Origin of the sequence: Azospirillum sp. TSH58, from assembly GCF_003119115.1 — a bacterium.
In the GTDB taxonomy this organism is placed as follows: Bacteria; Pseudomonadota; Alphaproteobacteria; order Azospirillales; family Azospirillaceae; genus Azospirillum.
In genome coordinates this window covers 251,150-277,968 of record NZ_CP022369.1, presented here as the reverse complement: position 1 = coordinate 277,968, position 26,819 = coordinate 251,150, and the positions used below count along the sequence as shown (strand labels likewise).

Below are 26,819 nucleotides of genomic sequence, written 5' to 3'. Positions count from 1 at the left end.
GACCACGATGACCATTCGTACGCTGCTGATCGCCGCCGGCCTGACCCTGTTCGCGCTGCCGGCCGCCGCCCAAACCGCCTGCAAGCCGGCGGTTGCCGATTCCGAGCTGGTCAAGCCCGGCACGCTGGTGATGTCGACCAACCCGACCCTGCCGCCGATGCAGTTCGTCGATTCCAACGGCGTGCTGAAGGGCATGCGCATCACGCTGGGCAACGAGATCGCCAAGCGTCTCTGCCTGACACCGGAATATGTCCGCATCGAGTTCTCGGCGATGATCCCCGGCCTCCAGGCCGGGCGCTGGGACCTGATCAACACCGGCATCTTCTGGACCGAGGAGCGGGCCAAGATGATGCCGATGATCAACTATGAATCGCAGGCGATCAGCATCTCGGTGTCCAAGGGCAACCCGCTGAAGATCACCAAGCCGGAGGACCTGTCGGGCCGCCCGGTCGGCGTCGAGCTGGGCGGCTTCGAGGAGCGCAAGCTGCGCGAACTCGACAAGATGATTGTCGCCAAGGGTCTGAAGCCGATCGAGATCAAGACCTTCGACAACTTCGCCACGGCCTATCAGGCGTTGCGCGCCGGCCAGACCGAGGCGTCGGTGGCCATCGACCCGACGGCGGCCGAATACAGCAAGCGCGGCGACTTCGACCGCGCCCTGCACGGCCTGTTCCCGACCCCCGTCGCCCTGGCGATGAAGAGCAAGGCGCTGAGCGAGGCCGTGGTCGGTGTCCTCAACGACATGCAGAAGGACGGCTCCTACAAGGCCCTGATGGAGGAGTACGGCCTGCTGCCCAACGAGGGCGCCTTCAAGGTCAACGGCCCCGGCATGTGAGTGGGTGCGGGCGGCGGCGGGGCTTGCTCCGCCCGCCGCCCGCACGGCGGATAAGAGCGAAAGGGTGACGGAATGACCAGCGGCTGGAACTGGGACGGCTTCTTCGACTACCTGTTCAACGGTTACCTGCTCAGCGGAGCGATCACGACCCTGTGGCTGACGCTGGCGGGCATCGCCGGCGGTCTCGTGGTCGGCTGCCTGCTGGCGCTGCTGCGGCTGTCGCCCTACCGCTGGGTGTCGGCCGCGGCGCAGGCCTACATCTGGGTGTTCCGCGGCACGCCGCTGCTGGTCCAGCTCATCATCATCTACACCGGCCTGCCGCAGATCGGCATCAAGCTGTCGGTGACGGAATCCGCGCTGATCGGCCTGATCCTCAACGAGGCGGCCTATCTGGCCGAGATCATCCGCGGCGGCATCCTCGGCGTCGCCGCCGGGCAGAGCAACGCCGGCCGCGCGCTCGGCCTGAACTCGGCCCAGGTGATGGTCTACATCGTGCTGCCGCAGGCCATCCGCATCATCATCCCGGCGCTCGGCAACAGCGTGAACGGGCTTCTGAAGACGACCTCGGTCACCTCGGTCATCTCGATGGAGGAGCTGCTGCGCAGCACCCAGCTGCTCATCCAGGAACGCTTCATGGTGCTGGAGCTGTTCACGGTGGCCGCGCTCTACTATCTGCTGATGACCTCGCTGTGGGACATCGTCCAGCGCCGCATCGAGCGCCATTTCGGCCGCGCCTACCGCAACATCGCGATCGTCGACGGCCAGTGAGGCCCCGCTCATGACCCCTCCCCCGACCGACCCGCTGTTCCCCCGGCCCGCCAACCTCGGCGACCAGACCTACGGGCATCTGCGCGAGCTGATCCTCAGCCGCCAGATCCCCGGCGGCGCCGAGGTGCCGGAGGGGCGGCTGGCCGAGCGGCTGAGCGTGTCGCGCACCCCGATGCGCGAGGCGCTGGTCCGGCTGGTCGGCGAGGGGCTGCTGGAGCGCACCAGCGAGCGCAGCTACCGCGTCCGCGTCGTCTCGGCCCGCGAGTTCTTCGAATGCATGCAGATGCGCGAGCTGCTGGAGTGCCACGCCATCGAGACGGCGGTGCCGCTGGTCGGCGACGCCGACCTCGCCGAGCTGCGGCGCGGGCTCGACGCGCTGGACGGCGGCGAGGACGACATGGAGCACTGGCGCTACGACAACCATTTCCACAGCTTCTTCGCCCATGTCAGCGGCAACGCGACGCTGGCCGAGACCATCACGCGGATGCGGGTGGTCGCCCGCCTGTTCCGCATCTCCAGCAGCTTCCACCGCAAGGGCGAGATCGACACGGAGCACCGGGCGGTGCTGGATGCGGTGGAGCGGCGCGACGCCGCCGCCGCCAAGGCCGCCATGCTGGCGCATCTGCGCAACCTCCAGGACGACGCCCGCCGCGCCATCGCCGCCGAGGCCAATCCGGGCGGCTATTTCCTGTGATTCCGGCCCCCATCAGGACCTATGGGCGCCGGCTTTGCCCTCTCCCCGGAGAGGAGAGGGTTCGGTTTGCGCCCATGCCCATCAGGACCGCCCCCAAAGGAGCAAGGAGAGTTCCATGCCGCAGTTCGACACCGTGATCCGCCATGGCACGCTGGCCACCGCGTCCGACGTGTTCGCCGCCGACCTCGGGGTGATCGGCGGCCGCATCGCCGCCATCGGCACCGGGCTCGGGCCGGGCGCCCGCGAGATCGACGCGACCGGCAAGCTGGTGATGCCCGGCGGCGTCGACGGCCATTGCCACCTCGACCAGCCGACCAGCGACGGCTCGCAGTCGGCCGACGATTTCGAGACCGGCACGCGCTCCGCCGCCTGCGGCGGCACCACGACGGTCATCCCCTTCGCCTGCCAGTTCAAGGGCCAGTCGCTGCGCGACGCGGTGACCGACTACCACCGGCGGGCCGACGGCAAGGCGGTGATCGACTACGCCTTCCACCTCATCGTCAGCGACCCGACCGACCAGCTCCTCGGCCAGGACCTGCCGGCGCTGATCCATGACGGCTACACGTCGTTCAAGATCTACATGACCTACGACGACATGAAGCTGAACGACCGGCAGGTGCTGGAGCTGCTGAGCGTCGCCCGGCGCGACGGCGCCATGGCGATGATCCACGCCGAGAACGCCGACTTCATCGGCTGGCTGACCGACAAGCTGCTCGCCGCCGGCCACACCGCGCCGCGCTACCACGCCGACTCCCGGCCGATGCTGGTGGAGCGCGAGGCGACCCACCGCGCCATCGCCATGGCGGAGCTGGCCGACGTGCCGATCCTGATCGTCCACGTCTCGGGCCGCGAGGCGATCGAGCAGATCCATTGGGCGCAGGGCCGCGGCATGCGCATCTACGCCGAGACCTGCCCGCAATACATGGTGCTGACCGAGCACGACCTGCACGGCCATGGGATGGAGGGGGCCAAGTGCATCTGCAGCCCGCCGCCGCGCGACAAGGCCAACCAGGCGGCGGTCTGGGACGCGCTGGCCGGCGGCACCTTCCACATCGTGTCGTCCGACCACGCGCCGTTCCGCTACCAGGACCCCAAGGGCAAGATGCTGCACGGCGCCAACACGCCCTTCAACTGGATTCCCAACGGCGTGCCGGGCATCGAGACGCGGCTGCCGATCCTGTTCTCGGAAGGCGTCAAGAAGGGCCGCATCAGCCTGCAGCGCTTCGTCGAGCTGTCCTCGACCAACCCGGCCAAGATGTACGGCCTGCACCCGCGCAAGGGCAGCCTCGCCATCGGTGCCGACGCCGACATCGTGATCTACGACCCGGACCGCAAGGTCACCATCACCAACAGCATGCTGCACCACAACGTCGACTACACCCCCTATGAGGGGCTCGAGGTGACCGGCTGGCCGGAGACCGTGCTGTCGCGCGGCGAGGTCGTGGTGGAGGGCGGCGCCTGCGTGGCGCAGCCCGGCCGCGGCGCCTTCCTGCGCTGCGACACGCCGGATCTGGCGCGGCCGAAGGTGGCGACAGCCTGAAAAAGCGCTTTCCCCCCAAGCACATTCCCCCCACAAAGCACATTCCCCCCACCCTAACTCTCCCCCGCCAGGCCGGAGAGGGTTAGGGTGGGGACCATAAGAACCAGGACACGAGGACCACGACACCATGGACGCCCTGACCATCACCGCCGGCCCCTTCACCTTCGGCGCCCGCTTCGAGTCGGCGGCGGCGCCGAAGACCTGCGCCAAGTTCCGCAGCCTGCTGCCCTACGATGGCCAGATCGTCCATGTCCGCTGGAGCGGCGAAGGCGTTTGGATTCCGCTGGGCGACACCGATTTCGGCCTGGGCTACGAGAACCACACCAGCCACCCGGCGCCGGGCCAGATCATCCTCTATCCGGGCGGCATCAGCGAGACCGAGATCCTGCTGGCCTACGGCGGCGTGCAGTTCTCCAGCAAGATGGGCCAGCTCGCCGGCAACCACTTCATCACCATCACCGAAGGGCTGGAGAATCTGGCCGAACTCGGCAAGCGCACCCTGTGGCAAGGCGCGCAGCCGATCCGCTTCGAACTGGCCCGCTGATCCGCGCGAGGCGCCGCCGTGCCTCGGCGCACGGCGGTTCCGCACGCGGAACATACCGTTGAGAATGATACGCATTCTAAGTATATTATCGCCGTCATGCACCGGTCATGGCGCGGCCGAGCCGCTTTTCCGTGGAGAAACAGGGCGACGCCATGCCCGATCTGCATTGCATCCCCGATCTGCATTGTATGAAGGCGCCGGTTTCGGGTCCGGTGGCGCATGGCTGACACCGCCAAGCCGTCGCTCGACGCTCTTTTCATGGGACACCGGAGCGCGCTGGTCCGCCTGCTGTCCCGCATGGTCGGCAGCGCCGCCACCGCCGAGGATCTGGCGCACGAGGCCTATCTCAAGGTGAGGGCGGCGGAACGCGACCGGCCGGTGGATCATCCCCTGCCCTTCCTGTTCCAGACGGCGCGCAATCTGGCCTTCGACCATCTGCGGCGCGAGCGGCGGCTCGCCGGGGTGGTCGTGCAGGACGCCAGCGCCGAAGGGATGGAGGAGGTTGCCGCCCCCCTGCCCTCCCCGGAAACCCAGGCCGGCGACCGCCAGCGGCTGGCCCGGATGAACGCCGCGCTGGCGTCCCTGTCCGAACGGCAGCGCCGCATTCTTCTGCTGAACCGGATGGAAGGGCTGTCCCACGCGCAGATCGCCGAGCGGCTCGACGTCTCGGTCAGCACCGTGCAGAAGGATCTGAAGGCCGCCCTGCTGGCCTGCCTGGAGGTGTTCGCCCGGCTCGACCGGGAAGGATTGCGGGTTTCCGCCGGCTCGAACGTCTTACAAAGAGAAAGACCGTGACGGCACCACCCGCGACTCCCATGCCCGGCCCCATCCCCGACGACACCGACCCGTCCTTACCGCTGGAGCGGGCGCTCGACTGGTTCATCCGACTGCAGGCGGAGGACGCGGGAGACGCGTGCCGGCAGGCCTGCGCCGACTGGTGCGCCGCCGATTCCCGCAACGCCCGCGCCTGGGCCCTGGCGCAGGATATGTGGTCCTCGCCCCTTCTCAGCGAAGCGCTGGCGGCCACAACGGTTTCGGCCACCGCCGTTCCCGACGCGGCGCCGCGCGACGCCGCTCCGGCGGTGCCCCTCCGGCCGTCGCGCCGTTCCCGGCCGCTGGCGCGCCGGGCGATGGCGTGGGCGGCGGGACTCCTGGTGGCGGTCGGCCTCGGGCTGGCCGCCGACCTGCCGCTGCGCCTTCAGGCCGACCACCGCACCGCGACCGGCGTGCAGGAACGCCTGCAACTGGCCGACGGATCGCGGGTGCTGATGGACACCGGGACGGCGCTCGCCACCGACGTCGACGGGGCCGAGCGGCGGACCCGGCTGCTGCGCGGGGCCGCCTTCTTCGAGGTGACGCCCGACCCCGCCCGCCCCTTCCGCGTCGCCGCCGGTCCCGCCGTGGTGACCGTGGTCGGCACCGCCTTCGCCGTCCGTTACCTGGACGAACGGGTGACGGTGACGGTGCGCCACGGCACCGTGGACGTCGCGCGGCCCGGCGGCCCCGCCGTGCGCCTGCGCGCGGGCGAGGAGGTGGTGGTCACCGCGTCGGGCGTCGGCGCGGAACACCCCGCCGACCTGTCGGCGGCGCTCGGCTGGGTCGATGGCCGGCTGGTCTTCGAGGACCGCCCGCTGGGCGAGGTCATGGACGAGCTGGACCGCTATTATCCGGGACTGATCATGGTTCCCGACTCCCTCGCCGACCGGCGGATCACCGGGAACTACCGGCTGGACGATCCGGCGCGGACGGCGACGGCCCTGGCCGGGCTGGTGCGGGCCGAGACGCTGCGGGTGTCCGACGCCCTGCTGATCCTGCGCCCGCGCCCCTGACGCCGTCGGTCTTCCCGGCCCGCGCGACCTCCCCCGAAAAAAATTTCCGCTTTTCACGATCCTCAAACGTCAGGTCGGCACGGCATTTAGGAATGCGTCGCAATTGCAATAAGGCGGCGCGGGTCCGGCCGGTTGAGACGTCGCGATCATGGGGAATGCGTTACGATGGGTGCGGGGATGATGGATCGGGGTTCGCGGGGGCGCCGGGGGACGGCCCTGCTGCGGGCGGTGCTGCTGTCGTCGGCGGTGACCGGGGTGGGCGTGGCGGGGGGTGCGTCGGGAAGCGCCGCCCTGGCGGCGCCGGCGACGACCGGCGGACAGATGGCCCAGGCATCCGGGCAGATGGGCGGACAAACGGCGGGGCAGCGGTTCGACATCGCACCGCAGGGGCTGGTCACGGCCCTCAACGCCTTCAGCACGGTCAGCGGCTGGGAGGTCGGCTTCCCGGCCGAGGTGGCGCGGGGACTGTCCTCCCCCGGCGTGTCGGGCACCATGAGCGCCGACGAGGCGCTGCGCCGCCTGCTGTCCGGCACCGGCGTGTCGTACCAGATGACCGGCCCCGGCCGCGCCGTGCTGTCGCGGCAGCAAGCCGGCGAGACGGTGCTGGACCCGGTGACCGTCGAAGGCACGCGCGAGCGGGCGACCGGCCCGGTGATGGGCTACGCCGCCCGCCAGAGCGCCACCGCCACCAAGACCGACACGCCGATCCTGGAAACGCCGCAGTCGATCTCCGTCGTCACCCGCGACCAGATGGACGCCCAGGCGGCGCGGAGTCTGGCCGACGTCCTGAACTACACATCCGGCGTGACGACCGCCCGCAACGGCGGGTCCTCCTCCTTCGGCGGCGACGGCATCTCGGTGCGCGGCTTCGGCGGCAACGGCACCACCGGCGTGTCCTTCAACGAGTATCTCGACGGGCTGCGGCTGAAGGGCAGCGGCTTCCTGACCTCCGGCATCGACCCGTACCTGTTCGAGCGGGTCGAGGTGCTGAAGGGTCCGGCCTCGGTGCTGTTCGGCCAGACCAGCCCCGGCGGTCTGGTCAACATGGTGACCAAGCAGCCCTCCCCCGACGCCCGGCATGAAATCATGCTGCAGACCGGCAACCAGGGCCGCAAGCAGGCCGCGCTGGACATCGGCGGCGACGTGACCGGCGACGGCCGGCTCTCCTACCGCTTCGCCGGCGTCGCGCTGGACACCGAAACCCAGACCGACATCGCGGAGCGCCGCCGGCTCGCCGCCGCCCCGACCGTGACCATCCGGCCGTCCGACGACACCAGCCTGACCCTGATCGGCCTCTACCAGCGCGACAATTTCGACGATTCACCGCTGAACTACCTGCCGGCCCAGGGCACCGTGCTGCCCAACCCCAACGGCACGCTGCCGACCAAGCTCTTCACGGGCGATCCCAACTTCAACGCCTGGGACCGCAAGACGATGAGCGTCGGCTATCGCTTCGAACACCGGTTCGACGAGCGCTGGACGGTGCGGCAGAACGCCCGCTACCTGCACAACGACCTCGACCTCAAGCAGGTCTACGCGTCCGGCCTGCTGCCCGACCTGCGCACCACGCGGCGCACCACCTTCTCGGCCCGCGAGCGCGCCAACGACCTGACCGTCGACAATCAGGTCCAGGTGACCGTCGACACCGGTCCGCTGCGCCACACCGTGCTGGCCGGCGTCGACCACCAGCGGCTGCGGAGCGACACGCTGCGCGGACAGGCGGCGGCACCGAACCTCGACCTGTTCAACCCGGTCTACGGGCTGCCGATCGCCACCCCGCCGATCTACCAGAACACCGCCACCCGCATCACCCAGACCGGCGTCTACGCCCAGGACCAGATCAGGTGGGGCGGCCTCGCCGTTCTGCTGGGCGGGCGGAAGGACTGGGCCGAAACGCAGCAGCGGAACCGGCTGAACCAGGCGCGGACGTCCCAGCAGGACGACGCCTTCACCGGCCGGGTCGGGGCGCTCTACCTGTTCGACAACGGTCTGGCGCCCTACGCCAGCTATTCGGAATCCTTCGAGCCGACCTCCGGCAGCGATTTCTTCGGCAACCCGTTCGAGCCGACCACCGGCCAGCAGTACGAGGCCGGGCTGAAGTACGAGCCGCCGGGCTCCCGCAGCCTGTTCACCCTGTCGGCCTTCACCATCACCCAGCAGAACGTCACCACCGCCGACCCGCTGCACACCAACTACAACATCCAGACCGGCGAGGTCCGCTCGCGCGGTTTCGAGGCGGAGGCGCGCGTCAGCCTCGCCGACGGGCTGAACGCGGTGGCCAGCTACACCTTCCTCGACGCCGAGGTGACCAAGAGCAACGGCGCCGACCGCGGCAAGCGGCCGGTCGCCGTGCCGACCCATTCGGCCTCCGCCTGGGGCGACTACACGGTCCAGGACGGCCCGCTGGCCGGCCTGGGCGGCGGCGTCGGCCTGCGCTACGTCGGCTTCACCTACGGCGATCCGGCCAACAGCTTCAAGGTGCCGGCCCACACGCTGGTCGACGCCGCCCTGCGCTACGACCTGTCCTATCTGAACCCGCAGCTTCAGGGCATTCAGGCGGCGATCAACGCCAGCAACCTCTTCGACAAGGAGTATGTCGCGGCCTGCTCGCGGGCGACCAACTGCTATTACGGCCTGCGCCGCACCGTCGTCGGCTCGCTGAAGTATTCCTGGTGAGACGGTCACGGTGACGCGAAAAACAGAGATCACGCTGCGGGTCGTGACCGCCGTCGTCGGCGGCTACGCCCTGGCGGCGGGAACGGCGGCGGCGCTGTCCCTGGCGCTGCCGGCCGTGCAGGACCGGGCGGAGGCGGTGCTGACCGCCACCATGGCGGCGCTGCTGCCCTGCGTCCTCACCGTGGTGATGGTCTTCGCCGCGGCCAGCGCCCTGCGCGCCCTGGCCTGGACCGCCGGCCTGACGACGGCGGTCTGGGCGGCGGTCTGGGCGGCGGTCTCACTGTTGAAAAGCATGACGGGAACCGGGGTATGAACGGCAGTTTCCGCCTGTCGATGACGTGGCTGCACAATTGGGGCGGGCTGGTGGTCGGATGGCTGCTGTTCTGCGTCTTCCTGACCGGCACCACCGCCTACGCCCGCTTCGAGATCACCCGCTGGATGCAGCCCGAGCGGGTCGAAGCGACCAACAGCCCCGACGCCGCTGCGGCGGCGATCGCCACCCTGTCGCGCGAGGCGCCGCAGGCCCGCCGCTGGCTGATCACGCTGCCGGACGAGCGGCGGACCGCGACCCAGGTCTATGTCTACAACCCGCCGGGGATACAGCCCGCCTTCCGCAAGCTGGCGCTGGAGCCGGCGGACGGGCGCCCCTTGCAGGCGCGGGCGACCTTCGGCGGCGATTTCCTCTATTACTTCCACTTCGACCTGCGCGTTCCCGGCCTGGTGGGACGCTACCTGATCGGCGCCGCCGGGGTGGCCCTGCTGGTGGCGCTGATCACCGGCTTCGTCATCCATCGGCGGGTCTTCTGGGATTTCTTCGCCTTCCGCCCCAACCGCTCGCGCACGCGGCTGTGGATGGACGTGCACAACGCGCTGGGCATCATCGTGCTGCCCTACCACGCGCTGATCACCGTGACCGGGCTTGTGCCGTTGATGCTGCTCTACATGCCCTGGGGGTTGCAGGCGGCCTTCGGTGACCGGCCGGCCGCCTTCAACACCGCCGTTTACGCCGAACCGGTGCCGCCGGCCGCGGCGGGACGGGCCGCCCCCCTGACCGCCATCGCGCCGCTGCTGGCGGAGGCGGAGCGGCGGTGGGACGGCGGGCGGCCGGGATGGATCGTCATCGACAACCCGGGCGACGCCGCCGCCACCATTCTCCTCAAGCGCACCGATTCCGACCGGGTGGTGATCACGCCGGAAGCCATCCTGTTCGACGGCACGACCGGCGCGGTGCGCACGGTCTGGGACGGAACGGGCGGAGCCGCCGCGACGCGGGCCGGCGCCTACGGCCTGCACATGATGCGCTTCGCCGACACGCCGCTGCGGCTGGCGATGATCCTCTGCGGGCTGGCCGGCACCGCGATGATCGGCACCGGGCAGGTCTATTGGATCATCAAGCGGCGCAAGCGGGAGGCGACCCCGTCCTTCGGCCTGCGGCTGGCCGACGGCGCCAATCTGGCGGTGATGGTCGGACTGCCCATCGCCATCGCCGCCTATTTCTGGGCCAACCGGCTGCTGCCCGCCGGGCTGGCCGGGCGGGAGACCTTCGAGGCCCTCGCCTTCTTCGCCACGTGGTTTCTGGCGGCCCTGCACCCGGCGCTGCGCGGCGTCCAGCGGGCCTGGGGCGAGCAGCTGGCGGCGGCGACGCTTCTCTGGACCGCCCTGCCCCTGATGAACGCCCTGACCAGCCAGGCCCATCTCGGGGTGACGCTGGCGCGCGGGCTGTGGGGGGTCGCCGGCATCGATCTGACCGCCCTGGCGACGGGCGCGCTGTTCGGTCTGCTGGCCTGGCGCCGTGCGCGCGCAGGGCGTTGGCGGAACGCGCCCGGACGGGTCCCCTTGCAGGACGCCGCGGCGCGCGTTAAGTAATACCGGACATCACTCCGGTATTACCGAGGCGCCCATGGCCACGACGCTCACCACAAAGGGACAGGTGACCATTCCGAAGCCGATCCGCGACCGGCTGGGACTCGGTCCCGGCAGCGCCGTGGAGTTCGAGATCGCCGAGGACGGGCGCGTTGTCCTGAGCAGGGCGGATCGGGCGGTGGCGGCGAGGAGCCGGTTCGAGCGCCTGCGGGGCCGAGCCACCGCCGGTTTGAGCACGGACCAGATCATGGCGCTGACCCGCGGCGAGGATTGAGCGCCGATGACGCTGGTCGACACCAACGTGCTTCTCGACCTCACCACGAATGATCCGGTGTGGGCGGATTGGTCCGTCCGGCAGTTGGACAGGGCGGCCGCGAAGGGGCCCTTGATCATCAACGGCGTCGTCTATGCCGAATTGTCGGTGGGTTTCGAGCGGATCGAGGAGATGGACGTCCTGCTCGACGAGGCCGGCATCGCCATGGAAGAGATTCCCCGCGACGCTCTTTTTCTGGCCGGCAAGGCGTTCCGGCGCTACCGGTCCGCGGGCGGCATCCGCCCGGGGGTGCTTCCGGATTTCTTCATCGGCGCTCACGCCGCCGTGCTCGGGCTGCCGCTGCTGACCCGCGACGCCAAACGGTACCGTTCGTACTTTCCGTCCGTCCATCTCATGACACCGGACTCGCCATAGGAACGACGGCGAGCAACCGGTCCCCAAGCCGTCGGCACCGGCGCGTCTCCCCTGCCCTACTTGACGATGTCCAGCAGAGGCATCTGCCCGTCGCCGCCCTTCGGCAGCGCCGCCCGGCGGCGGCGGCGGCTTTGATTGGCCGTTTCCGGGGTGACGGGAACGAAGCGCTTGGGACGGCCGGTCTCGTCGAGGTCGCCGTTGTCGACCACCAGGGTGAGTTCGCGCTCGTTGACCGAGCGCTCCGCCACGGCCCGACGGATCTGGTCGAGGAAGGACTGCGAGGGGTACAGGTTGTACTCGACGTCGACGTATTTGCGCCCTTCCTTGATCTCCTCGATCTCGATGCGGTCGAGGGCGCCGATCTGGGTGTCGGCCAGCGCCTTGACGACGTCGTGAATCCGCATGCGCATGTCGCGGAACCGCGACCACTCCGCCATCCCGGAATCGCGGATGATGTCACGGGCGGTGATGTGCACCACGGACTGCGATGGGTCCTGGCGCAAGGTCTCGGCGATGCGCTTGAACAGCCAGCGCGAGAAGGGGTTGCGGATCTTCATCAGGGCTTCGTAGGAAATCGAATGCCAGTCGACCCGGCGGATCGCCTCGCGAAGCATCATGTTGAACTGCACGAAGGTTTCCGCATCGCCGCTCTCGTCATCGAGAATGGACGCGTCGTCGGCGTCGTCCGTCTCGCTGGGACGCTGCCGCAGCCCGAGCCCGGCGAAAATGCCCGAATCCATCATCACCTTGCGGCGGCCGCGTCGCTCGATCTGGACCGTGCAGCGCCGCATGACCATCAGCGCTTCCTTGATCTCGGGGATGCTGAGGGTGTGCCGGACGGAGCGCAGCTCCTGCCAGACCTCGTAGAGCGAGAAGCGCAGGATCGCCTCGCCGTTGTCCACCGACAGGCGCGCCGGGTCCGAGGCCAGCTTGCGGATGACGTCCTCGATGATCTGTTCCCGCTCGCCCGGATAGGCGTCGATCTCCTCCACCACGTGGGCCCCGCTGGAATCGCGGACGAAGCGGCCATCCCTGCCCTTCACCCGGCGCTGGATGCGCGCCGGCACGACCGTGAGATGGTAGATCTGGTCGGCGAAGGAGAATTGCCGATGGATCATCGGCAGCCGGTCGTCCTGAACCGACGGGTCCCTCGGTTCCAGATTGTGCGCCGCCTGTCCGTTGGCCTTCGATTCGGGGCTGTCGAACACGTATTTCGGGGCCAGATCGTACAGAGAGACCATGTTGACGCTGTGCCGCCGGCCCGTCGTGGCGTCGATGTGCTCGAACAGCGTGCCCTGGAGAGTCTGCCCCTGGGTCTCCGTACGGCGCTGCTTGACGACGATCTGCCCCGACATCTGGTGCCTCTCCACAATCCTGAACACAAAGCCTATGCCGCTTCCGTCGTCCAACGCAACGATGTCGCGCGTGGTTCCGTAGGTGGCAGGCGCACATCCGGTAGGTGGCAGGCGCGCTTCCCATAGGTGACGGGCGCGCAGGCCGTAGGTCACAGGCGCGTTTGCCGGACAGGAGGCCCGGCCTGAGCGCGAATCGGCCATGATCCTTGCGGAAGCCGGCCAGGAATCGGCCGGCCCGGAATCGGATTGCGGCTCCCCCTGCCCGTCCGCATCGCACAAGCTGCGCCGGGGGAGTCTTTCGGCGCACCACAACCGGGACATCCGGCTCGGCCATGAAGCGCGCCTGTGACCTACCGTCCACCCCGGATCGCCAAGCGCGCCTGCCACCTAGAGAATCGGGCGATTCGAAACGCGCCTGCCACCTTCATGGCCGGCGGCGGACCAAGCGCGCCTGTGTCCTATCGTTATGACCCCCGAAAAGCGCCTGTGACCTATATGATCCGGCCCCGGTCCGGCGCGTTCGAGGCCGTCGCGATGACTCGATAGGTTGCAGGCGCGTTTCGGCGCATCCCGAGTCGCGGTGCAACCGCGCCTGTGACCTTCATGTCCGCGCCTGTCGCCTGCAGAAGGCGCGCCTGCGACCTCAGCAAGTGCGCCTGCCTCCTACCACAAACGCGCCCGCCACCTGTCGATAGGACACGGGCGCGCTTTGGAGACTCCGGTGAAGTCGGGGAATCCTGCCCGCAAGACCGCCGGCCCATTGCCGGTTTCACGACTTTGCGGGAACGCCGGATGACCATCACGACCGACAACGCCAGCCGCTGGGGAAAGATACCCGCTTGGTGGCTCGACCACCCCGATCTCGACGCCGACGGATTCGCGGTCCTTGCCGCCCTCGCCACCTTCGCCGATGAGAACGGTGTCTGCTGGCCGTCGCAGTCGACGCTTGCCGCGAAACTGAAACGCTCACGCCCGACCATCAACCGCATCCTGCAGCGTCTCGACGATATCGGCTTGGTCGGCATCGAGCACCGCCGCGGCCGTGACGGCTCCCGGCTGTCCTGCCTGTACCGGCTGCGCACCACGCCGAACGAGGCCGTCGCCGCTCAACCCGACGCGCGCGGTGTTCCAGGCGCCGACAGGGATGACTCGCCGGTGAACGCCCCCTGTCCAGCACCGAGTCAGGAACAGCTCCATTCCGAACAGATTCCGGACTCGCACGCTTCGGGCGGGCGCGGGCCGGTGCGTGACGTGCCTGCGGATTGGATGCCGACCGCCGACGACCTCGCCTGGGCCCGCAGCCGCTTCGGCGCTCTCGACCTCGACCGGCACGTCGAAGGGTTCGTCCTGCGCTGCCAGGCACACGGTTACCGCTATCGCAACCTCTCCGCCGCGTGGCGCGCCTGGTTGTCTCAGGACGTGGCGGCCGGCAAGGCCCCTCCGGAGAAAGCCCCTGTGTCCGCCGGAAGCCCCATCGCAAGCGGCGGCCCTGCCCGTCAGAACGCGGCCGAACAACGCGTCAACGCCTGGATGACCGTGGCCGCCCGGCTCAAGGACGCCCGCAGCACCCCGCCCACCACCCGCCCCCGTTTCTGAGGAGGTCCCGATGTCCGTCGCCATGATGCCGTTGCCGGATCGCTCGCCGCTGCCTTTCGACCCCATGATGGCGCCGGCGGAGCGTTCCCGGCTTCTCGTCGCCGCGTTCCCGGAAGCGTTGCGGGAGGTCCTCGCCGCCGGTCGCCTGGACCATCGGCCGCGCTTCGGCGAGAACGGCTTCGACGGGCTTCAGGAAATCTGGTCTCCGCCGTCAACCGTTTCGGACCGGCAGGCCGCCATGGCGCGACGAACGCTGCATGAGCTGGAGGATTCCGTCCTGGCTCCGGCCGAACCCGACCGCCTGCTCGGCCGGGTGCTGGCCCTGCTGTCGCATTACCCGGCCAAGGGGCTGACGCCCGACGTCGAGCAGCTGGTGGCGATGGATTGGGTGGAGGATCTCGGCGAGTTCCCGGTCTGGGCCATCGACGCGGCGGCGCGTGCATGGCGCCGGACGAAGAAGTGGAGGCCGAGCATCGCCGAGATGCGGGCCTTGTGCGAGGAGGCCTGTGCGCAGGAGCGCGTCATGGCGCAACGGCTTCGGCAGATCGCCGGAACCCGGCAGGGCGAGGTGATTCCCGTCCGCCGGATCACGGGCTAGCGGAAGCGCGCCGGTGCGATATCGCACCGGCTGGCCTCGATGGCGGTTGGGGCACCGAGCGGGTGGGAAGCGCCCTGCACCGTCCCGGATGCGGCCGGTCGGCTGCCGGCGGCTCCGTGATCTTCAATCGCGGTGCGACGTCGCACCGTCGCGCGTCACTTCGCCAGAAGGGAGTCGATGCGATCGCGCAGGTCCCTCAGAACGTCGCGCTGATCGTCACCCAGGGTGGCCCCCTGCTCCCGCACGGCGTCGATGGCCTTGGCGGTCTTCCGGACGCTGGCCTCCATGCGGCTCACGGCGGAGGCGCGGGGGAGCCGGACGGCGGCTTCACGCTCTCCCTCCCGGATGTCCGCATCCACCGCAAGCTCTTTCCTTGCGGATCGGAGAGCCGCGACGGTGGCGCCGCCCTTCGCCATGTCCCACATCCGGAGCTGAAGCGCCGGATCGTCGGTGTCGACCAACTCGAACAGCGCGGATTTGCCGACGCCACGACGGTGGGCCGGGTATTCCTCGAGGATCGGGGAGGGCAGGGCGAGGATGCCCAGAGTCCGCGTCACTTCGGTTTTGCCAAGGCCGCTGGCGGCCGCGAGCTGCTCGTGGGTGTAACCATGCTGCTGCCGCAGGGCGGCGAGCCCGGAGGCGGTTTCCATGGCATCGAGATCCTCGCGTTGCAGGTTCTCGACCAGCGCCAGTTCGGCGCCGTTTCCGTCCTTGACCAGGAGCGCGTAAATCGTGCTCTTGCCCGCCAGCCGGGAGGCACGGACCCGCCGCTCTCCCCAGACCAGCGTGTAACGCCCGCCCTCGCCCTTGCGGACGCCGATGGGCTGCCGGACTCCGACACGGTGAATGGATTCGGCGAGCGCCTGCAACGCCGCCTCGTCGAAATGCCGGCGCGGCTGGTGCGGGTTCGGGTCGATCCTGTCGAGGTCCAGTTCCACGATCTCGGGATGGTCGGCGGACACCCGGAAGCGCGGGTCGCTCGACACGGCTTCGGACGCGCCGGTCACCGCCTTGGTCAGCATCTTCGACTTCGTCGCCTGGGCAAGAAGCTTATTGGCCATGGATCGCCTCCTCACGCTTGGCGCGCAGCGCAATGAGCGCGTCCGCGACTTCCTGATAACTTTGGGCGCCGGGCGCCGTCGGGATCGCCTCAAGGGTCGGGCGGCCGGCCGCCGATCCTTGCGGGTATTGGGTGGACGAGGGAACCGGGGAGAAGATGCGGGTCTTGGCGCCGTACAGATCGTGCAGCTGCGCCAGGGTCAGCCGGTCCATCGAATGGCGTTCCGCGTACATGGTCGGCAGGATGCCCAGCACCTCCACGCCCGGATTCACCCGGCGGCGCACCTTGGTCAGCGTGTTGTCGATCAGCATCGGCACGCCGAGCGCGGCCATCGGTTCCGTCTGGACGGGCACGAGCACATAGTCGGAGCAGTTCAGCGCGTTGATGGTGACCTGCCCCAGGTTCGGTGGGCAATCCATCACGATGGCGTCATAGGCGCTGTCGATGTCTCCCAGCTTCTCGCGCAGGGCCAGATTGCTGTTGGGGTCTCCGGCCATTTCGCCGTCGGCCTGGGACAGGGTCAGGCTCGACGGCAGCAGGTCGAACAGTCCGCCGCAGACCGCGACGATGGTCTTCTCGATCGGACGATCCTTCAGCAGCACGTGGTAGAGCGTCGCTCCGTCACGGTCGAGCGCGTAGGCGTCGACGCCCAGATGCATGGTCGCGTTCGCCTGCGCGTCGGCATCGATCAGCAGAACTCTCATTCCCGCTTTCGCCAGCAGGAAGGCGAGGTTGACGGCGGTCGTCGTCTTTCCGACGCCGCCCTTCTGATTGGCGACGGACACCTTCGTCGCAATCCGCGGAGCGCCGGTGCCGCCGCCGATGACGGTTCCGCCGGGAAGCCCCTTCGGTCCGGCGGTCATTTTGTCGCTGATCGATATCAGCTGGGCGACGATCTGCGGAACCCGCTCGCTGCCATTTTCCCAACGGCTGACCCGGTTCCGGTCGTAACGCCGGCTGAGCTGGCCGTTCAGCCAGTCGGCCATTTCCTGCTGACCCATGTTCCGGCCTTCGCGGAACGCCCGCAGTTGTTCACCCTTGATGAATTTGGAAATCACGGCACCAACCCGTTCTGGGAGCGTTGGGGCCAGCTTGTCGGCACGTGACAAAATCGTCAACTCGTCACGGTGACGTTGTTGGTGATTGGCTATGTCCGGATGTGGAGTGCGCCATAACGGTCACACTCCGGGCAGCGTTTTGCAGCGGATGGCTGGGCTGAGAGAGGCGGGGCTTCGCGCCTCGTAATCCGGGATCGTCCGCCACGCCGCACAAGGCCAACCCCGCCCGCCGGCCCCGCACTGACCCCGCGCGCCGTGTTCCGCTTGGCCTTGCGATAGACGGAAGGTCTGCTCAGTTCGGTCGTTCCTCCGACGCCGGTCGGGCTGTGCGCCGACGTGCGAACGGAACAAGGGCCATCAGTGTCGCCCCAAGAAGCACCCATTGTTCCGGGGAGCCCATGCCGTTCAAAGTCACCCAGCTGGCGAGGCACCATGCCGTCGGCACGGCGAGCAGCAGCCACGACCATCGCCCGTCGGCCATCATGATCAAGCCGATGGTGGCGATCGCGGTCGGGTCCGGTGTGATTCCGAAGACCTCGGCTCCGCGCAGGGGCCGTCCGGCGAGGAGCGCCGCCAGTGGATGCAGGACAAGCGCATAGAGGAAGAGTGCAAACCCCATGGGTGCCAGCCCGGCTCGCGAAAGCGACCAGTGAAGCCGGCCACCGACCAAGGCCAGCAGGACGGCTTGGAGCACGAAAAGCGGGGCGGCATAGGATGCTGCCCAGTTGATGGTGGCGTAGCGTTCCCATAGGAAGCTCCAGGCCAACCAGGCCCACAGGACCGTCAGGGTCCCTGCGATCACGCGATGCGACCATGGGCGGGGCCGGACAAGCCACAGCAGAATGGCGGCGCCGAGCATCATCATCAGGACATGCGCCGGCCAGAGCGCCTCGTTGTGCCGTTCGATCAGCCGCCAATAGGTGCGGGGGCTGAAGAGCAAGAAGTCTTCGGTCGAATAGGTCCACCATTCCGGCATCAGAGGTCCCTTACATGATCAATCATGCGCCGCCGCATCGCGGCATCGGGCATCGGCCCCGCCATCGCGGCCATGTTTTCGCGCACATGGGCGACTTGACTGGTCGCGGGGATGGCCACGGTAACGGCGGGATGGGAGATGATGAACTTCAGGACGAACTGCGCCCAGCTGGATGCGCCGATGTCGGCGGCCCAGGAGGGCAGGGGACGGCCCGCCAGCCGGCGGAGCAGCACGCCCTGCTGAAACGGCCGGTTGACGATGACGCCCATCCCGTGGTCTGCCGCCAGCGGCAGGATGCGCTCTTCCACCTCGCGGTCGACGATGTTGTAGGTAAGCTGCACGAAATCGAGAGGCTGTCGGCGCATGATCTCTTCGAACAGGTCGTGGCGCCTCCCCTCCGAGGTTGTGATGCCGACGTAGCGGAGCTGACCGGCCGCTTTCATGGCGAACAGCGTCTTGAGATGCTCCTCCCAGGACAGAAGGTTGTGCACCTGAAGCAGATCGAAGCGCGGCACGTCCCACAGGCGGCGCGATTCTTCGATCTGCGACGGCCCGCGCGTACCCGAAGAAATCCAGACCTTGTCCGCCGCGAACAGGGCAGGGGAGTGCCCCAGCTTTCGGAGGCCATCTCCGACCACCGCCTGGGAGGAGCCGTACATGGGTGAGGAGTCGATCATCCGGCCCCCCATCTCGAAGAAGGCCTGCATGACCGCCGCGCATTCCCCGCGCAGTTCGGGATCATCGCCGACATTGAACGTGATCCAGGTGCCCAGGCCCACGGGAGGAATGACCTCTCCCGAGGATGGAATGCGTCGAACCGGCACCTCACCGCCTTGTGCCTGGATGCGCAGCGGCGTCATCAGGGCGGCTCCGGCCAGAACACCGTGAAGAACGGCGCGTCGTGTCGCACTCATGCTCTTACCCTTTCGTCTCCGTTGTCGCTACGCTCCTCGACGGCTTCGGCTCCTGTATTCGGCGAAATGCGTCGGTGTGATCCAAGAGGCTTGTGAACAGGTCTGGTATGGAAAGCCATGCCTTCGGTGAGATCTGTCCTCCCATCCCGGTAGCAACCCGACAGCACATGGGAAATCCCGGCAATTTTCCAGGATTTCGCACTCTAGCAGGCCGCGGAAAAAGGCTGTGCGTAGCCGGCCGGTCGTGATTCTCTGGGGTCGTGGAGAATGCAGCCAGCGAGGGGGGCGATGCGGGGCTCGGACGAACGCAGCGAGGGTCTGTTCAGCTACGTGAGCTGCGAGGCGCGGGTTCCGGCCGATCACCCGCTGCGGCCGATCCGGGCCATCGTGGATGAAGCGCTGGAGGTGATGTCGCCGGCGTTCGAAGGCCTGTACTCGAAGATCGGGCGCCCCTCGATCCCGCCGGAGAAGCTGTTGCGGGCGCTGCTGCTCCAGGCCTTCTACTCGGTGCGCTCGGAACGCCAACTGATGGAACAACTCGACTACAACCTGCTGTTCCGCTGGTTCGTCGGCTTGTCGATGGACGCCCCGGTGTGGGACGTGACCGTGTTCACCAAGAACCGTGAGCGCCTGCTGGCCGGCGATGTGGCGGGCAAGTTCCTGGCCACCGTGCTGGGTCAACCCCGGGTCAAGGCGCTGCTGTCTGACGAGCACTTCTCGGTGGATGGGACGCTGATCGAAGCGTGGGCCTCGGTGAAGAGCTTCCGGCCCAAGGACGGCAGCGGTGAGCCGCCGGGGCCGGGACGCAACGGCGACCGCGACTTCCATGGTGAGAAGCGGTCCAACGAGACCCATGCCTCGACCAGCGATCCCGAGGCGCGGCTGTACCGCAAGGGCAACGGGCAGCCGGCGAAGCTGGCCTTCATGGGCCACGCCCTGATGGAGAACCGGAACGCCCTGGTGGTGAATGTCCGGCTGACGGCAGCCACCGGCTTGGCCGAACGCGAGGCGGCGGTGTCCATGGTCGAGGCGATCCCCGGCCGCCACCACATCACGGTGGGCGCCGACAAGGCTTACGACACCAAGGATTTCGTGGCGAACATGCGTGAGTTGGGTGCCGCTGCGCACATCGCGCAGAACACGAGCAACCGCCGCTCGGCGATCGATGGCCGGACCACCCGCCACCCTGGCTATGCTGTGTCCTTGCGCATCCGCAAACGGATCGAGGAGGTGTTCGGCTGGATCAAGGGAGCCGGTTTGCGCAAAACGCGTCATCGCGGCATGGCCCGCGTCGGTTGGATGTTCACCCTGACCGCCACCGCTTACAACCTGATCCGCCTGCCCAAGCTGCTGGCTGCGGCATAATCACGCCCGCAATCCGCCTGAACGGGGGTTCCGGGGGCCTCAGAGCGAGGAAAAACGCTCCGTCCCGACCAAATCGCCCGCTGAAACCCGCATTTTCAGCCTCAGCGGAGGCAAAAGGCCGGAATATGTTCGTTTTTCCGCACCCTGCTAGAGCGGTTCGCGGCAAGGCGGGGGAGCCTGTCGGGAAACAGGTGTTTTCCGATGCCTGAGCCACCGCGATGTCGGCCTCTTTGGGTCCAGCCTTGAAGAGCCGGGCTGATCGTTCGCTCCGTTTCTTCACCATCGGTGGTCGTTTACCATGGCGCATGCCGCACAGCCGAGGGCACGCCAGTGGGCCAGGGCACCATCCGGAACGAGATTTGGATCCGGCCGATCTCCGCCGTTCTCGAAAGCCTTGAAACGACCGCCGCGGGGTTGAGCCGGACCGAGGTGGACGCCCGCCGTCGCCGATACGGCCTCAACCAGCCGTCGGCGCACCGTCGCCGGCCGTTGTGGCTGCAATTCCTGACCCGTTTCCTCAACCCCCTGGTGCTGATCCTGCTGTTCGCCAGCGGCCTGTCGGCGGCCACCGGCAACATCGCCAGCTTCATCATCGTCATCGTCATGGTCGTGCTCAGCGTCACCTTGGACTTCGTCCAGGAAATGCGAGCCGAGAACGCCGTGGAGGCGTTGCGCCGCACCGTCGCCGTGCGCGTCCAGGTCCGCCGGGACGGCGTGGAGGTGTCGGAGCCTGTGGATCAACTGGTCCCCGGCGACGTGGTTCGTCTGGCCGCCGGCGATCTGGTCCCAGCCGACTGCCGCCTCATCGAGGCGCGCGACCTGTTCGTCAATCAAGCCATGCTGACCGGGGAGCCCTACCCGGCGGAGAAACGCGCCGATGCCCCCGCCACTCCGGCCGAGGATGCCGGCGAGGCGCTCAACACCGTCTTCATGGGCACCTCGGTGATCAGCGGCAGCGCCATCGCCGTGGTCTGCCGGACCGGCGACGCCACGGCGTTCGGCCAGTTGAGCGGCACCCTGCAGGCGCCCCCGCCGCCCACCGCCTTCGAGCTGGGCATCCGCCAGTTCGGCTTCCTCATTCTGCGCCTGACGATCTTCCTGGTGCTGTTCGTGCTGGCCGTGAACGTGCTGTTCCACCGGCCCTGGCTGGAATCCCTGATGTTCGCCCTAGCCTTGGCGGTCGGGCTTACGCCGGAACTGCTGCCGATGATCGTCACCGTCACGCTGGCGCGCGGGGCGATGCGTCTGGCGGGGCGCCGGGTCATCGTCAAACGGCTGCCCGCCATGCACAACGTCGGCGCCATGGACGTGCTGTGCACCGACAAGACCGGGACGCTGACCGAGGCGACGATCCGCATGGTCCGCCACCTGGACTTCCGCGGCGAGGACAGCGAACGGGTTTTCCGCCTCGCCTACCTGAACAGCCATTTCGAAAGCGGCATCAAGAGCCCGCTGGACGAGGCCATCATCGCCTTCCGCACCCTGGACGTGACCGGCTGGCGGAAGATCGACGAGGTGCCCTTCGACTTCGAACGGCGGCGCGTCTCGGTTCTCGTCACCGATGGCACCGAGCGGCGGCTGGTGGTCAAGGGGGCGCCGGAAGACGTTCTGCGGCAATCCACCCATTACGAAGGAGCGGGAGGCGTCGAGAGGCCGCTCGACCCGGCGGCGCGGGCCGAGCTGGATGCCCTGTTCCAGAAGCTGGGAGAGGACGGATTCCGGGTGCTGGCGATCGCCTCCAAGGCGATGGGGCCGGAGCACACCTCCGCGGCGCTCGGGGACGAAAGCGAACTGGCCTTCGCCGGTTACGCGGTTTTCCTCGATCCGCCCAAGGCCAGCGCGATGGCGGCGATCCGCGATCTGACCGCAGCCGGGGTGGCGGTGCGCATCCTGACCGGCGACAACGAGCGGGTGACCCGTCACGTCTGCACGGAACTCGGCCTGCCCGTTACCGGCCTGCTCACGGGCGACGATCTGCGGGCGATGAGCGAGGAGGCGTTGCGCGCCCGCCTCGCCAAGGTCAACGTGTTCTGCCGGGTGACGCCGGCGCAGAAGGAACGCGTGCTGCTGGCCTTCAAGCGGTCCGGCCGTGTGGTCGGCTTCCTCGGCGACGGGATCAACGACGCCTCGGCCCTTCATGCCGCCGACGTCGGCATCTCGGTGGACAGCGCCGCCGACGTCGCGAAGGAGGCCGCCGGCCTCATCCTGCTCGACCACGACCTGTCGGTGGTGCACGAGGCGGTAATGGAGGGGCGCCGGACGGTGCAGAACGTCACCAAGTACGTCCTGATGGGAAGCAGTTCGAATTTCGGCAACATGTTCAGCATGGCGGGAGCCTCGCTGTTCCTGCCCTTCCTGCCGATGCTGCCGACCCAGGTGCTGCTCAACAACCTGCTGTACGACGCGTCGGAGGCCGGCGTTCCGCTCGACAACGTGGAGGCGGAGGCGCTGGCCCTGCCGGTGCGGTGGGATCTGCGGCTGATCCAGCGCTTCATGCTGGTGCTGGGTCCGGTCAGCTCGCTGTTCGATTTCCTGACCTTCTACGCGCTGCTTCACCTCTTCAACGCCGGCGAGGCGCTCTTCCAGACCGGATGGTTCGTGGAGAGCCTGGCCACCCAGGTGCTGGTCATCTTCGTGATCCGCACCCGCCGCAGCCCTTGGCGCAGCCGACCCAACGCGGTCCTGACCGGGTTGACGCTCGGGGCCGCCGCCGTCGGCGCGCTGCTGCCGCTGACGCCGCTGGCATCCTTCTTCGGCTTCGTGGCGCCGCCGGCGTCCTTCTATTTGTTCCTGGCCGCCGCCGTCGCCACCTATCTGGTCCTGGTGGAGATGATCAAGCGGCTGTTCTTCCGCTGCGTCGCTCCACGGCAGGGGGTGAAAAGCCGGGCCTCGCCGCACCGCTGACCGTCCACGGCCCTTCCCGTGGCGCCATCATCCGAGCGCCTCGGCACCGTGCGGAGGGTTCGACGCCTTCCCATTGATGCAAGTCATGGCCCTTTCCGCGTCCCCGGCCGACCCTTGTCCAACGCACTTGGCGGAAGAGGTCGTGATGACTGAACTCTTGCCACGGAAAACGGCGGTGGAGGTCGATGCGCTTCTGGGGCTGGACCGTTCGCCCCGGACCGTCTCGGGCGCTGCGCGCATCGGACGCAAATGGCTGCTCGCCATCCTTCTGCTCGCTCCGCTGGCCGTGGCCGCCCACCTCCTGCTTCGCTCCTCCGCCGACACCCCCCGCTACGCGACCGAACCGACGGTCCGCGGCGACCTGCACGTGATCGTCACCGCGACCGGCAGCGTCCAGCCGACGAGCCAGATCGAGGTCTCCAGCGAGCTGTCCGGCACCGTGCGCCGGGTTCTTGTCGATTACAACAGCGTGGTCGCCGCCGGCCAGATGCTGGCGGAACTGGACACCGACAAGTTCAAGGCCAGCGTCGACAGCTCCCGCGCCAAACTGACCGCCGCCAAGGCGAAGGTCGTCCAGGCGGAGGTCACCGTCGTCGAGACCGCGCGCGAACTCGACCGCAAGCAGTCCCTGGTTCGCTCCCGCGCCGGCACGCTTCAGAACCTGGACGTGGCGAGGGCGCTCCACGACCGGGCCGTGGCGGCGCTGGCAAACGCCAGGGCCGATGTGGGGGTGGCCGAGGCGGAGCTGACGCTGAACGAATCGAACCTGCACAAGACGGGCATCGTTTCCCCCATCGACGGCATCGTCCTGAAGCGCAACGTCGATCCCGGCCAAACCGTGGCGGCCACCCTTCAGGCGCCGGTGCTGTTCTCGATCGCCGAGGATCTGCGCCGGATGGAGGTGCAGGTGGACGTGGACGAGGCCGACGTCGGCAAGGTGCGGGAAGGACAGTCGGCCCGCTTCTCCGTCGACGCCCACCCCGATCACCATTTTCCCGCCGTCATCCGCGACCTGCGCTACGCCCCGGAGACGGTGCAGGGCGTCGTGACCTACAAGGCGATACTCACCGTAGACAACAGCGCCATGCTGTTGCGTCCGGGCATGACCGCGACGGCGGAGATCGGCGTGCAGGACGTGGCGGGCGCGCTCCTCGTACCCAACCCTGCCCTGCGCTTCACGCCGCCGGCGGAGGCGGCGGGCAAAGGCGACCTGCTGAAACGGATGATGCCCGGCATGCCGCAGTTCCGCCCTCCCAGCCCGCAAGATCCCAGCGGCCCGTCGCGCACGGTGTGGACGCTGCGCGACGGTGTGCCCGTGGAGGTGGCGGTCGTCACCGGGGCAAGCGACGGTCGGAGGACCGAGATTCTCCAGGGCGATCTGACGGAAGGCGCGGCGGTGATCGTGGACACCGCCACGCCCCGTTGAGGAGGCCATCATGCCCAGAGACGGCGAGCCGCCGTTCATCGAGTTCCAGGGTGTGAGCAAGATTTTCGGCACAGGACCCGCCGCCGTCCCGGCGCTGAACGCGGTCGATCTGAGCATCGGCCGAGGGGAATTCGTGGCGATCATGGGGCCGTCGGGGTCCGGCAAGTCGACGGCGATGAACATTCTCGGCTGCCTCGACACCCCGACCTCCGGCACCTACCGCTTCATGGGCGTCGATGTCGGCGGCCTGGACCGCCGCCAGCGCGCCCTGCTCCGCCGCCGCTACCTGGGCTTCGTCTTCCAGGGCTTCAATCTGCTGGCCCGCACCAGCGCCGTGGAGAATGTGGAGCTTCCTCTGGTCTACCGGGGCGTTCCCGTCACCGTCCGCCGCCGGCTTGCGCGGGAGGTTCTGGCCCGTGTCGGGCTGGACGGGCGCGAGGACCACACGCCGGGCGAGCTGTCCGGCGGCCAGCAACAGCGCGTCGCCATCGCCCGCGCCATCGTCACCGACCCCGCCGTCCTGCTGGCCGACGAGCCGACCGGCAATCTCGACAGCCGGATGAGCCTGGAGATCATGAACCTTCTGGTGCGGTTGAACCACGAACAGGGCATCACCGTCATCATGGTCACGCACGAGCCGGACATGGCCGCCCACGCACGGCGCATCATCCGGTTCGTCGATGGCCGCATCGACAGCGACGCCCCCGGCGAAAGGGCTGCGTGATGCTCGTCGAAGCCGTCAAGCTCGCGCTTCAGGCGATCCGCCGCAACGCGCTGCGCTCCTTTCTCACGGTGCTCGGCATCATCATCGGCGTCGGCGCCGTCATCGGGATGGTGACCATCGGCAACGGCACCACCGCCCGGATCACCGCCGACCTCGCCAAGCTCGGCACCAACCTGCTGTTCGTGCTGCCCGGACAGGCCGGCCCCGGACGCGCCAGCTCCGACGCCAAGCCCTTCAACGCCCGCGACGTCGAGGCGATGCGGGCGCAACTGCCCGGCGTGCAGGCGGTGGCGCCGGTGGCGCAGAAATCGGTGCCGGTGATCTATGGGGCGGAAAACCGCAACACCGTGGTGACGGGCACCGACGGCGGCTACTTCGTCGTGCAGAACTGGGCGCTGGCGCGGGGGCGCGGCTTCCACGAGGGCGAGGAGCGCGCCGGGCGCGCCGCCTGCGTCATCGGCCAGACCGTGCGCGAGAAGCTGTTCGGCCGCGCCGACCCCGTCGGCGAGACCATCCGCGTCCACAACGTCCCGTGCGAGGTGATCGGCCTTCTCGAGGCGAAGGGGCAGTCGAGCTTCGGCACCGACCTGGACGACACGGTGCTGATGCCCCTGCGCGCCTTCCAGCGGCGGATCGCCGGCAACATGGACATTGCGCGCGTGTACGTCTCGGCCCGCAACGGGGTCGACACGGCCAAGGTGCAGACCGGCATCGAGCGCCTGTTGCGGGAGCGGCGCAACATCAGCACCGGCAAGGAGGACGATTTCTCCGTCCGCGACATGAAGCAGGTCGTGCAGGCCACCGCTGGAGCGACGGCGGTTCTGACCGGCCTGCTGGGCGCGGTGGCGGCGGTCAGCCTGCTGGTCGGCGGGATCGGCATCATGAACATCATGCTGGTGTCGGTGACCGAAAGGACGCGGGAAATCGGGATACGCCTCGCCATCGGCGCGCTGGAGGGGCAGGTGCTGATGCAGTTTCTTGTGGAGGCGGTGGTGCTGTCCCTGTTCGGCGGCATCTTCGGGATCGCCCTCGGGCTTGGGCTGGCGGTCGCGGCGACGGCGGCGCTGAACGTCCCGTTCCTTGTCGATCCCATCATCGTCCTCGTGGCGTTCGGCTTCTCCGCCGTGGTCGGAATCGTCTTCGGCTACATCCCGGCCCACCGCGCGGCCCGCCTCGATCCGATCCAGGCGCTGCGCCATGAGTGACGGCCGCTTCCGTTCAGGCGCGCGCGGCGCGAAGGTCGGCGCCTGATTCCGTCGGCGACCCTTTACCTGGGTTAAGGCTCCGCCGCCCTGGCACCCCGATGATGATCCCGGCGGCGCTGCGGGCGACGGCGCCGTGACGGAGGAGATCCCGAGGTCGCCGTTCGCGACGCGTTCGACGCGATCCGCCGGGAACTGGAGGAT

At 68.5% G+C, this 26,819-nt stretch carries 24 protein-coding genes; 19 read left to right on the top strand and 5 right to left on the bottom strand.

The genetic code is table 11. The features are described 5' to 3' along the window. Positions 1 to 7 precede the first annotated feature (7 nt). The 12 genes from TSH58p_RS31605 to TSH58p_RS31550 all read left to right on the top strand — a co-directional run bounded on the left by TSH58p_RS31605 (position 8) and on the right by TSH58p_RS31550 (position 11,437). Positions 8 to 835, top strand: a complete 828-nt coding sequence (locus tag TSH58p_RS31605) for an ABC transporter substrate-binding protein (protein WP_109068963.1) — start codon at positions 8 to 10, stop codon at positions 833 to 835. Positions 836 to 907: 72 nt separating this feature from the next. Then, a complete protein-coding gene (locus TSH58p_RS31600; protein ID WP_094305872.1) occupies positions 908 to 1,603 on the top strand; it encodes an amino acid ABC transporter permease in 696 nt (231 codons plus the stop codon). 10 nt (positions 1,604 to 1,613) lie between these two features. After that, positions 1,614 to 2,297, top strand: coding sequence for a GntR family transcriptional regulator (locus TSH58p_RS31595; RefSeq protein WP_109068962.1), 684 nt, complete (start codon positions 1,614 to 1,616; stop codon positions 2,295 to 2,297). A 115-nt stretch (positions 2,298 to 2,412) separates the two neighbouring features. Beyond that, a complete protein-coding gene (gene hydA / locus TSH58p_RS31590; protein ID WP_109068961.1) occupies positions 2,413 to 3,837 on the top strand; it encodes a dihydropyrimidinase in 1,425 nt (474 codons plus the stop codon). 127 nt (positions 3,838 to 3,964) lie between these two features. Further along, positions 3,965 to 4,381, top strand: a complete 417-nt coding sequence (locus tag TSH58p_RS31585; RefSeq protein WP_109068960.1) for a DUF3830 family protein — start codon at positions 3,965 to 3,967, stop codon at positions 4,379 to 4,381. Positions 4,382 to 4,600: 219 nt separating this feature from the next. After that, positions 4,601 to 5,176, top strand: coding sequence for an RNA polymerase sigma factor (locus tag TSH58p_RS31580; RefSeq protein WP_109068959.1), 576 nt, complete (start codon positions 4,601 to 4,603; stop codon positions 5,174 to 5,176). Next, entirely contained in the window at positions 5,173 to 6,210 is a 1,038-nt protein-coding gene (locus TSH58p_RS31575) for a FecR domain-containing protein (RefSeq protein ID WP_247873910.1), read from the top strand. The genes TSH58p_RS31580 and TSH58p_RS31575 overlap by 4 nt, the downstream gene beginning before the upstream one ends. Before the next feature lie 177 nt (positions 6,211 to 6,387). After that, complete coding sequence (locus TSH58p_RS31570) at positions 6,388 to 8,886, top strand: TonB-dependent siderophore receptor (protein WP_247873909.1); 2,499 nt, start codon at positions 6,388 to 6,390, stop codon at positions 8,884 to 8,886. Positions 8,887 to 8,896: 10 nt separating this feature from the next. Beyond that, positions 8,897 to 9,199 carry a hypothetical protein gene (locus TSH58p_RS31565; RefSeq protein ID WP_109068957.1) on the top strand — a complete coding sequence of 101 codons (303 nt, stop codon included), beginning with the start codon at positions 8,897 to 8,899 and terminating at the stop codon, positions 9,197 to 9,199. Beyond that, on the top strand, positions 9,196 to 10,752 hold the full coding sequence (locus TSH58p_RS31560; RefSeq protein WP_247873908.1) for a PepSY domain-containing protein: 1,557 nt from the start codon (positions 9,196 to 9,198) through the stop codon (positions 10,750 to 10,752). The genes TSH58p_RS31565 and TSH58p_RS31560 overlap by 4 nt, the downstream gene beginning before the upstream one ends. A 34-nt stretch (positions 10,753 to 10,786) precedes the next feature. Then, the gene (locus TSH58p_RS31555; protein WP_109068956.1) at positions 10,787 to 11,023 is read left to right on the top strand and encodes an AbrB/MazE/SpoVT family DNA-binding domain-containing protein; all 237 of its coding nucleotides are present in this window, start codon (positions 10,787 to 10,789) and stop codon (positions 11,021 to 11,023) included. Between the two features lie 6 nt (positions 11,024 to 11,029). After that, positions 11,030 to 11,437: a type II toxin-antitoxin system VapC family toxin gene (locus TSH58p_RS31550; RefSeq protein WP_109068955.1), complete on the top strand. Its 408-nt coding sequence runs from the start codon at positions 11,030 to 11,032 to the stop codon at positions 11,435 to 11,437. Positions 11,438 to 11,493: 56 nt separating this feature from the next. Here TSH58p_RS31550 and TSH58p_RS31545 read toward each other — a convergent pair whose 3' ends face one another. Continuing rightward, positions 11,494 to 12,792 carry a plasmid replication protein gene (locus tag TSH58p_RS31545; protein ID WP_109068954.1) on the bottom strand — a complete coding sequence of 433 codons (1,299 nt, stop codon included), beginning with the start codon at positions 12,790 to 12,792 and terminating at the stop codon, positions 11,494 to 11,496. 792 nt (positions 12,793 to 13,584) lie between these two features. Here TSH58p_RS31545 and TSH58p_RS31540 point away from each other — a divergent pair. Both TSH58p_RS31540 and TSH58p_RS31535 read left to right on the top strand, forming a co-directional pair. Next, complete coding sequence (locus TSH58p_RS31540; protein ID WP_109068953.1) at positions 13,585 to 14,388, top strand: helix-turn-helix domain-containing protein; 804 nt, start codon at positions 13,585 to 13,587, stop codon at positions 14,386 to 14,388. A gap of 10 nt (positions 14,389 to 14,398) precedes the next feature. Continuing rightward, positions 14,399 to 14,986, top strand: coding sequence for a hypothetical protein (locus TSH58p_RS31535; RefSeq protein ID WP_109068952.1), 588 nt, complete (start codon positions 14,399 to 14,401; stop codon positions 14,984 to 14,986). Positions 14,987 to 15,141: 155 nt separating this feature from the next. Here TSH58p_RS31535 and TSH58p_RS31530 read toward each other — a convergent pair whose 3' ends face one another. From TSH58p_RS31530 to TSH58p_RS31515, 4 genes are all read right to left on the bottom strand, one after another. Next, positions 15,142 to 16,047, bottom strand: a complete 906-nt coding sequence (locus tag TSH58p_RS31530; protein ID WP_109068951.1) for a ParB/RepB/Spo0J family partition protein — start codon at positions 16,045 to 16,047, stop codon at positions 15,142 to 15,144. Beyond that, on the bottom strand, positions 16,037 to 17,047 hold the full coding sequence (locus TSH58p_RS31525) for a ParA family protein (protein WP_109068950.1): 1,011 nt from the start codon (positions 17,045 to 17,047) through the stop codon (positions 16,037 to 16,039). The genes TSH58p_RS31530 and TSH58p_RS31525 overlap by 11 nt, the downstream gene beginning before the upstream one ends. Before the next feature lie 349 nt (positions 17,048 to 17,396). Beyond that, a complete protein-coding gene (locus TSH58p_RS31520; RefSeq protein WP_109068949.1) occupies positions 17,397 to 18,080 on the bottom strand; it encodes a DUF6064 family protein in 684 nt (227 codons plus the stop codon). Next, complete coding sequence (locus TSH58p_RS31515; protein WP_109068948.1) at positions 18,080 to 18,994, bottom strand: aldo/keto reductase; 915 nt, start codon at positions 18,992 to 18,994, stop codon at positions 18,080 to 18,082. The genes TSH58p_RS31520 and TSH58p_RS31515 overlap by 1 nt, the downstream gene beginning before the upstream one ends. A gap of 288 nt (positions 18,995 to 19,282) precedes the next feature. Between TSH58p_RS31515 and TSH58p_RS31510 the strand changes: the two genes are divergently transcribed. From TSH58p_RS31510 to TSH58p_RS31490, 5 genes are all read left to right on the top strand, one after another. Further along, positions 19,283 to 20,359: an IS5 family transposase gene (locus TSH58p_RS31510; RefSeq protein ID WP_109469318.1), complete on the top strand. Its 1,077-nt coding sequence runs from the start codon at positions 19,283 to 19,285 to the stop codon at positions 20,357 to 20,359. A 330-nt stretch (positions 20,360 to 20,689) separates the two neighbouring features. Next, positions 20,690 to 23,263, top strand: a complete 2,574-nt coding sequence (gene mgtA, locus TSH58p_RS31505; protein WP_109070947.1) for a magnesium-translocating P-type ATPase — start codon at positions 20,690 to 20,692, stop codon at positions 23,261 to 23,263. A gap of 145 nt (positions 23,264 to 23,408) precedes the next feature. Continuing rightward, entirely contained in the window at positions 23,409 to 24,689 is a 1,281-nt protein-coding gene (locus TSH58p_RS31500; RefSeq protein WP_109070946.1) for an efflux RND transporter periplasmic adaptor subunit, read from the top strand. A 10-nt stretch (positions 24,690 to 24,699) separates the two neighbouring features. Further along, entirely contained in the window at positions 24,700 to 25,413 is a 714-nt protein-coding gene (locus TSH58p_RS31495) for an ABC transporter ATP-binding protein (RefSeq protein ID WP_109070945.1), read from the top strand. Then, positions 25,413 to 26,618 carry an ABC transporter permease gene (locus TSH58p_RS31490; protein WP_109070944.1) on the top strand — a complete coding sequence of 402 codons (1,206 nt, stop codon included), beginning with the start codon at positions 25,413 to 25,415 and terminating at the stop codon, positions 26,616 to 26,618. Before TSH58p_RS31495 ends, TSH58p_RS31490 begins: the two co-directional genes overlap by 1 nt. Positions 26,619 to 26,819: the final 201 nt, after the last annotated feature.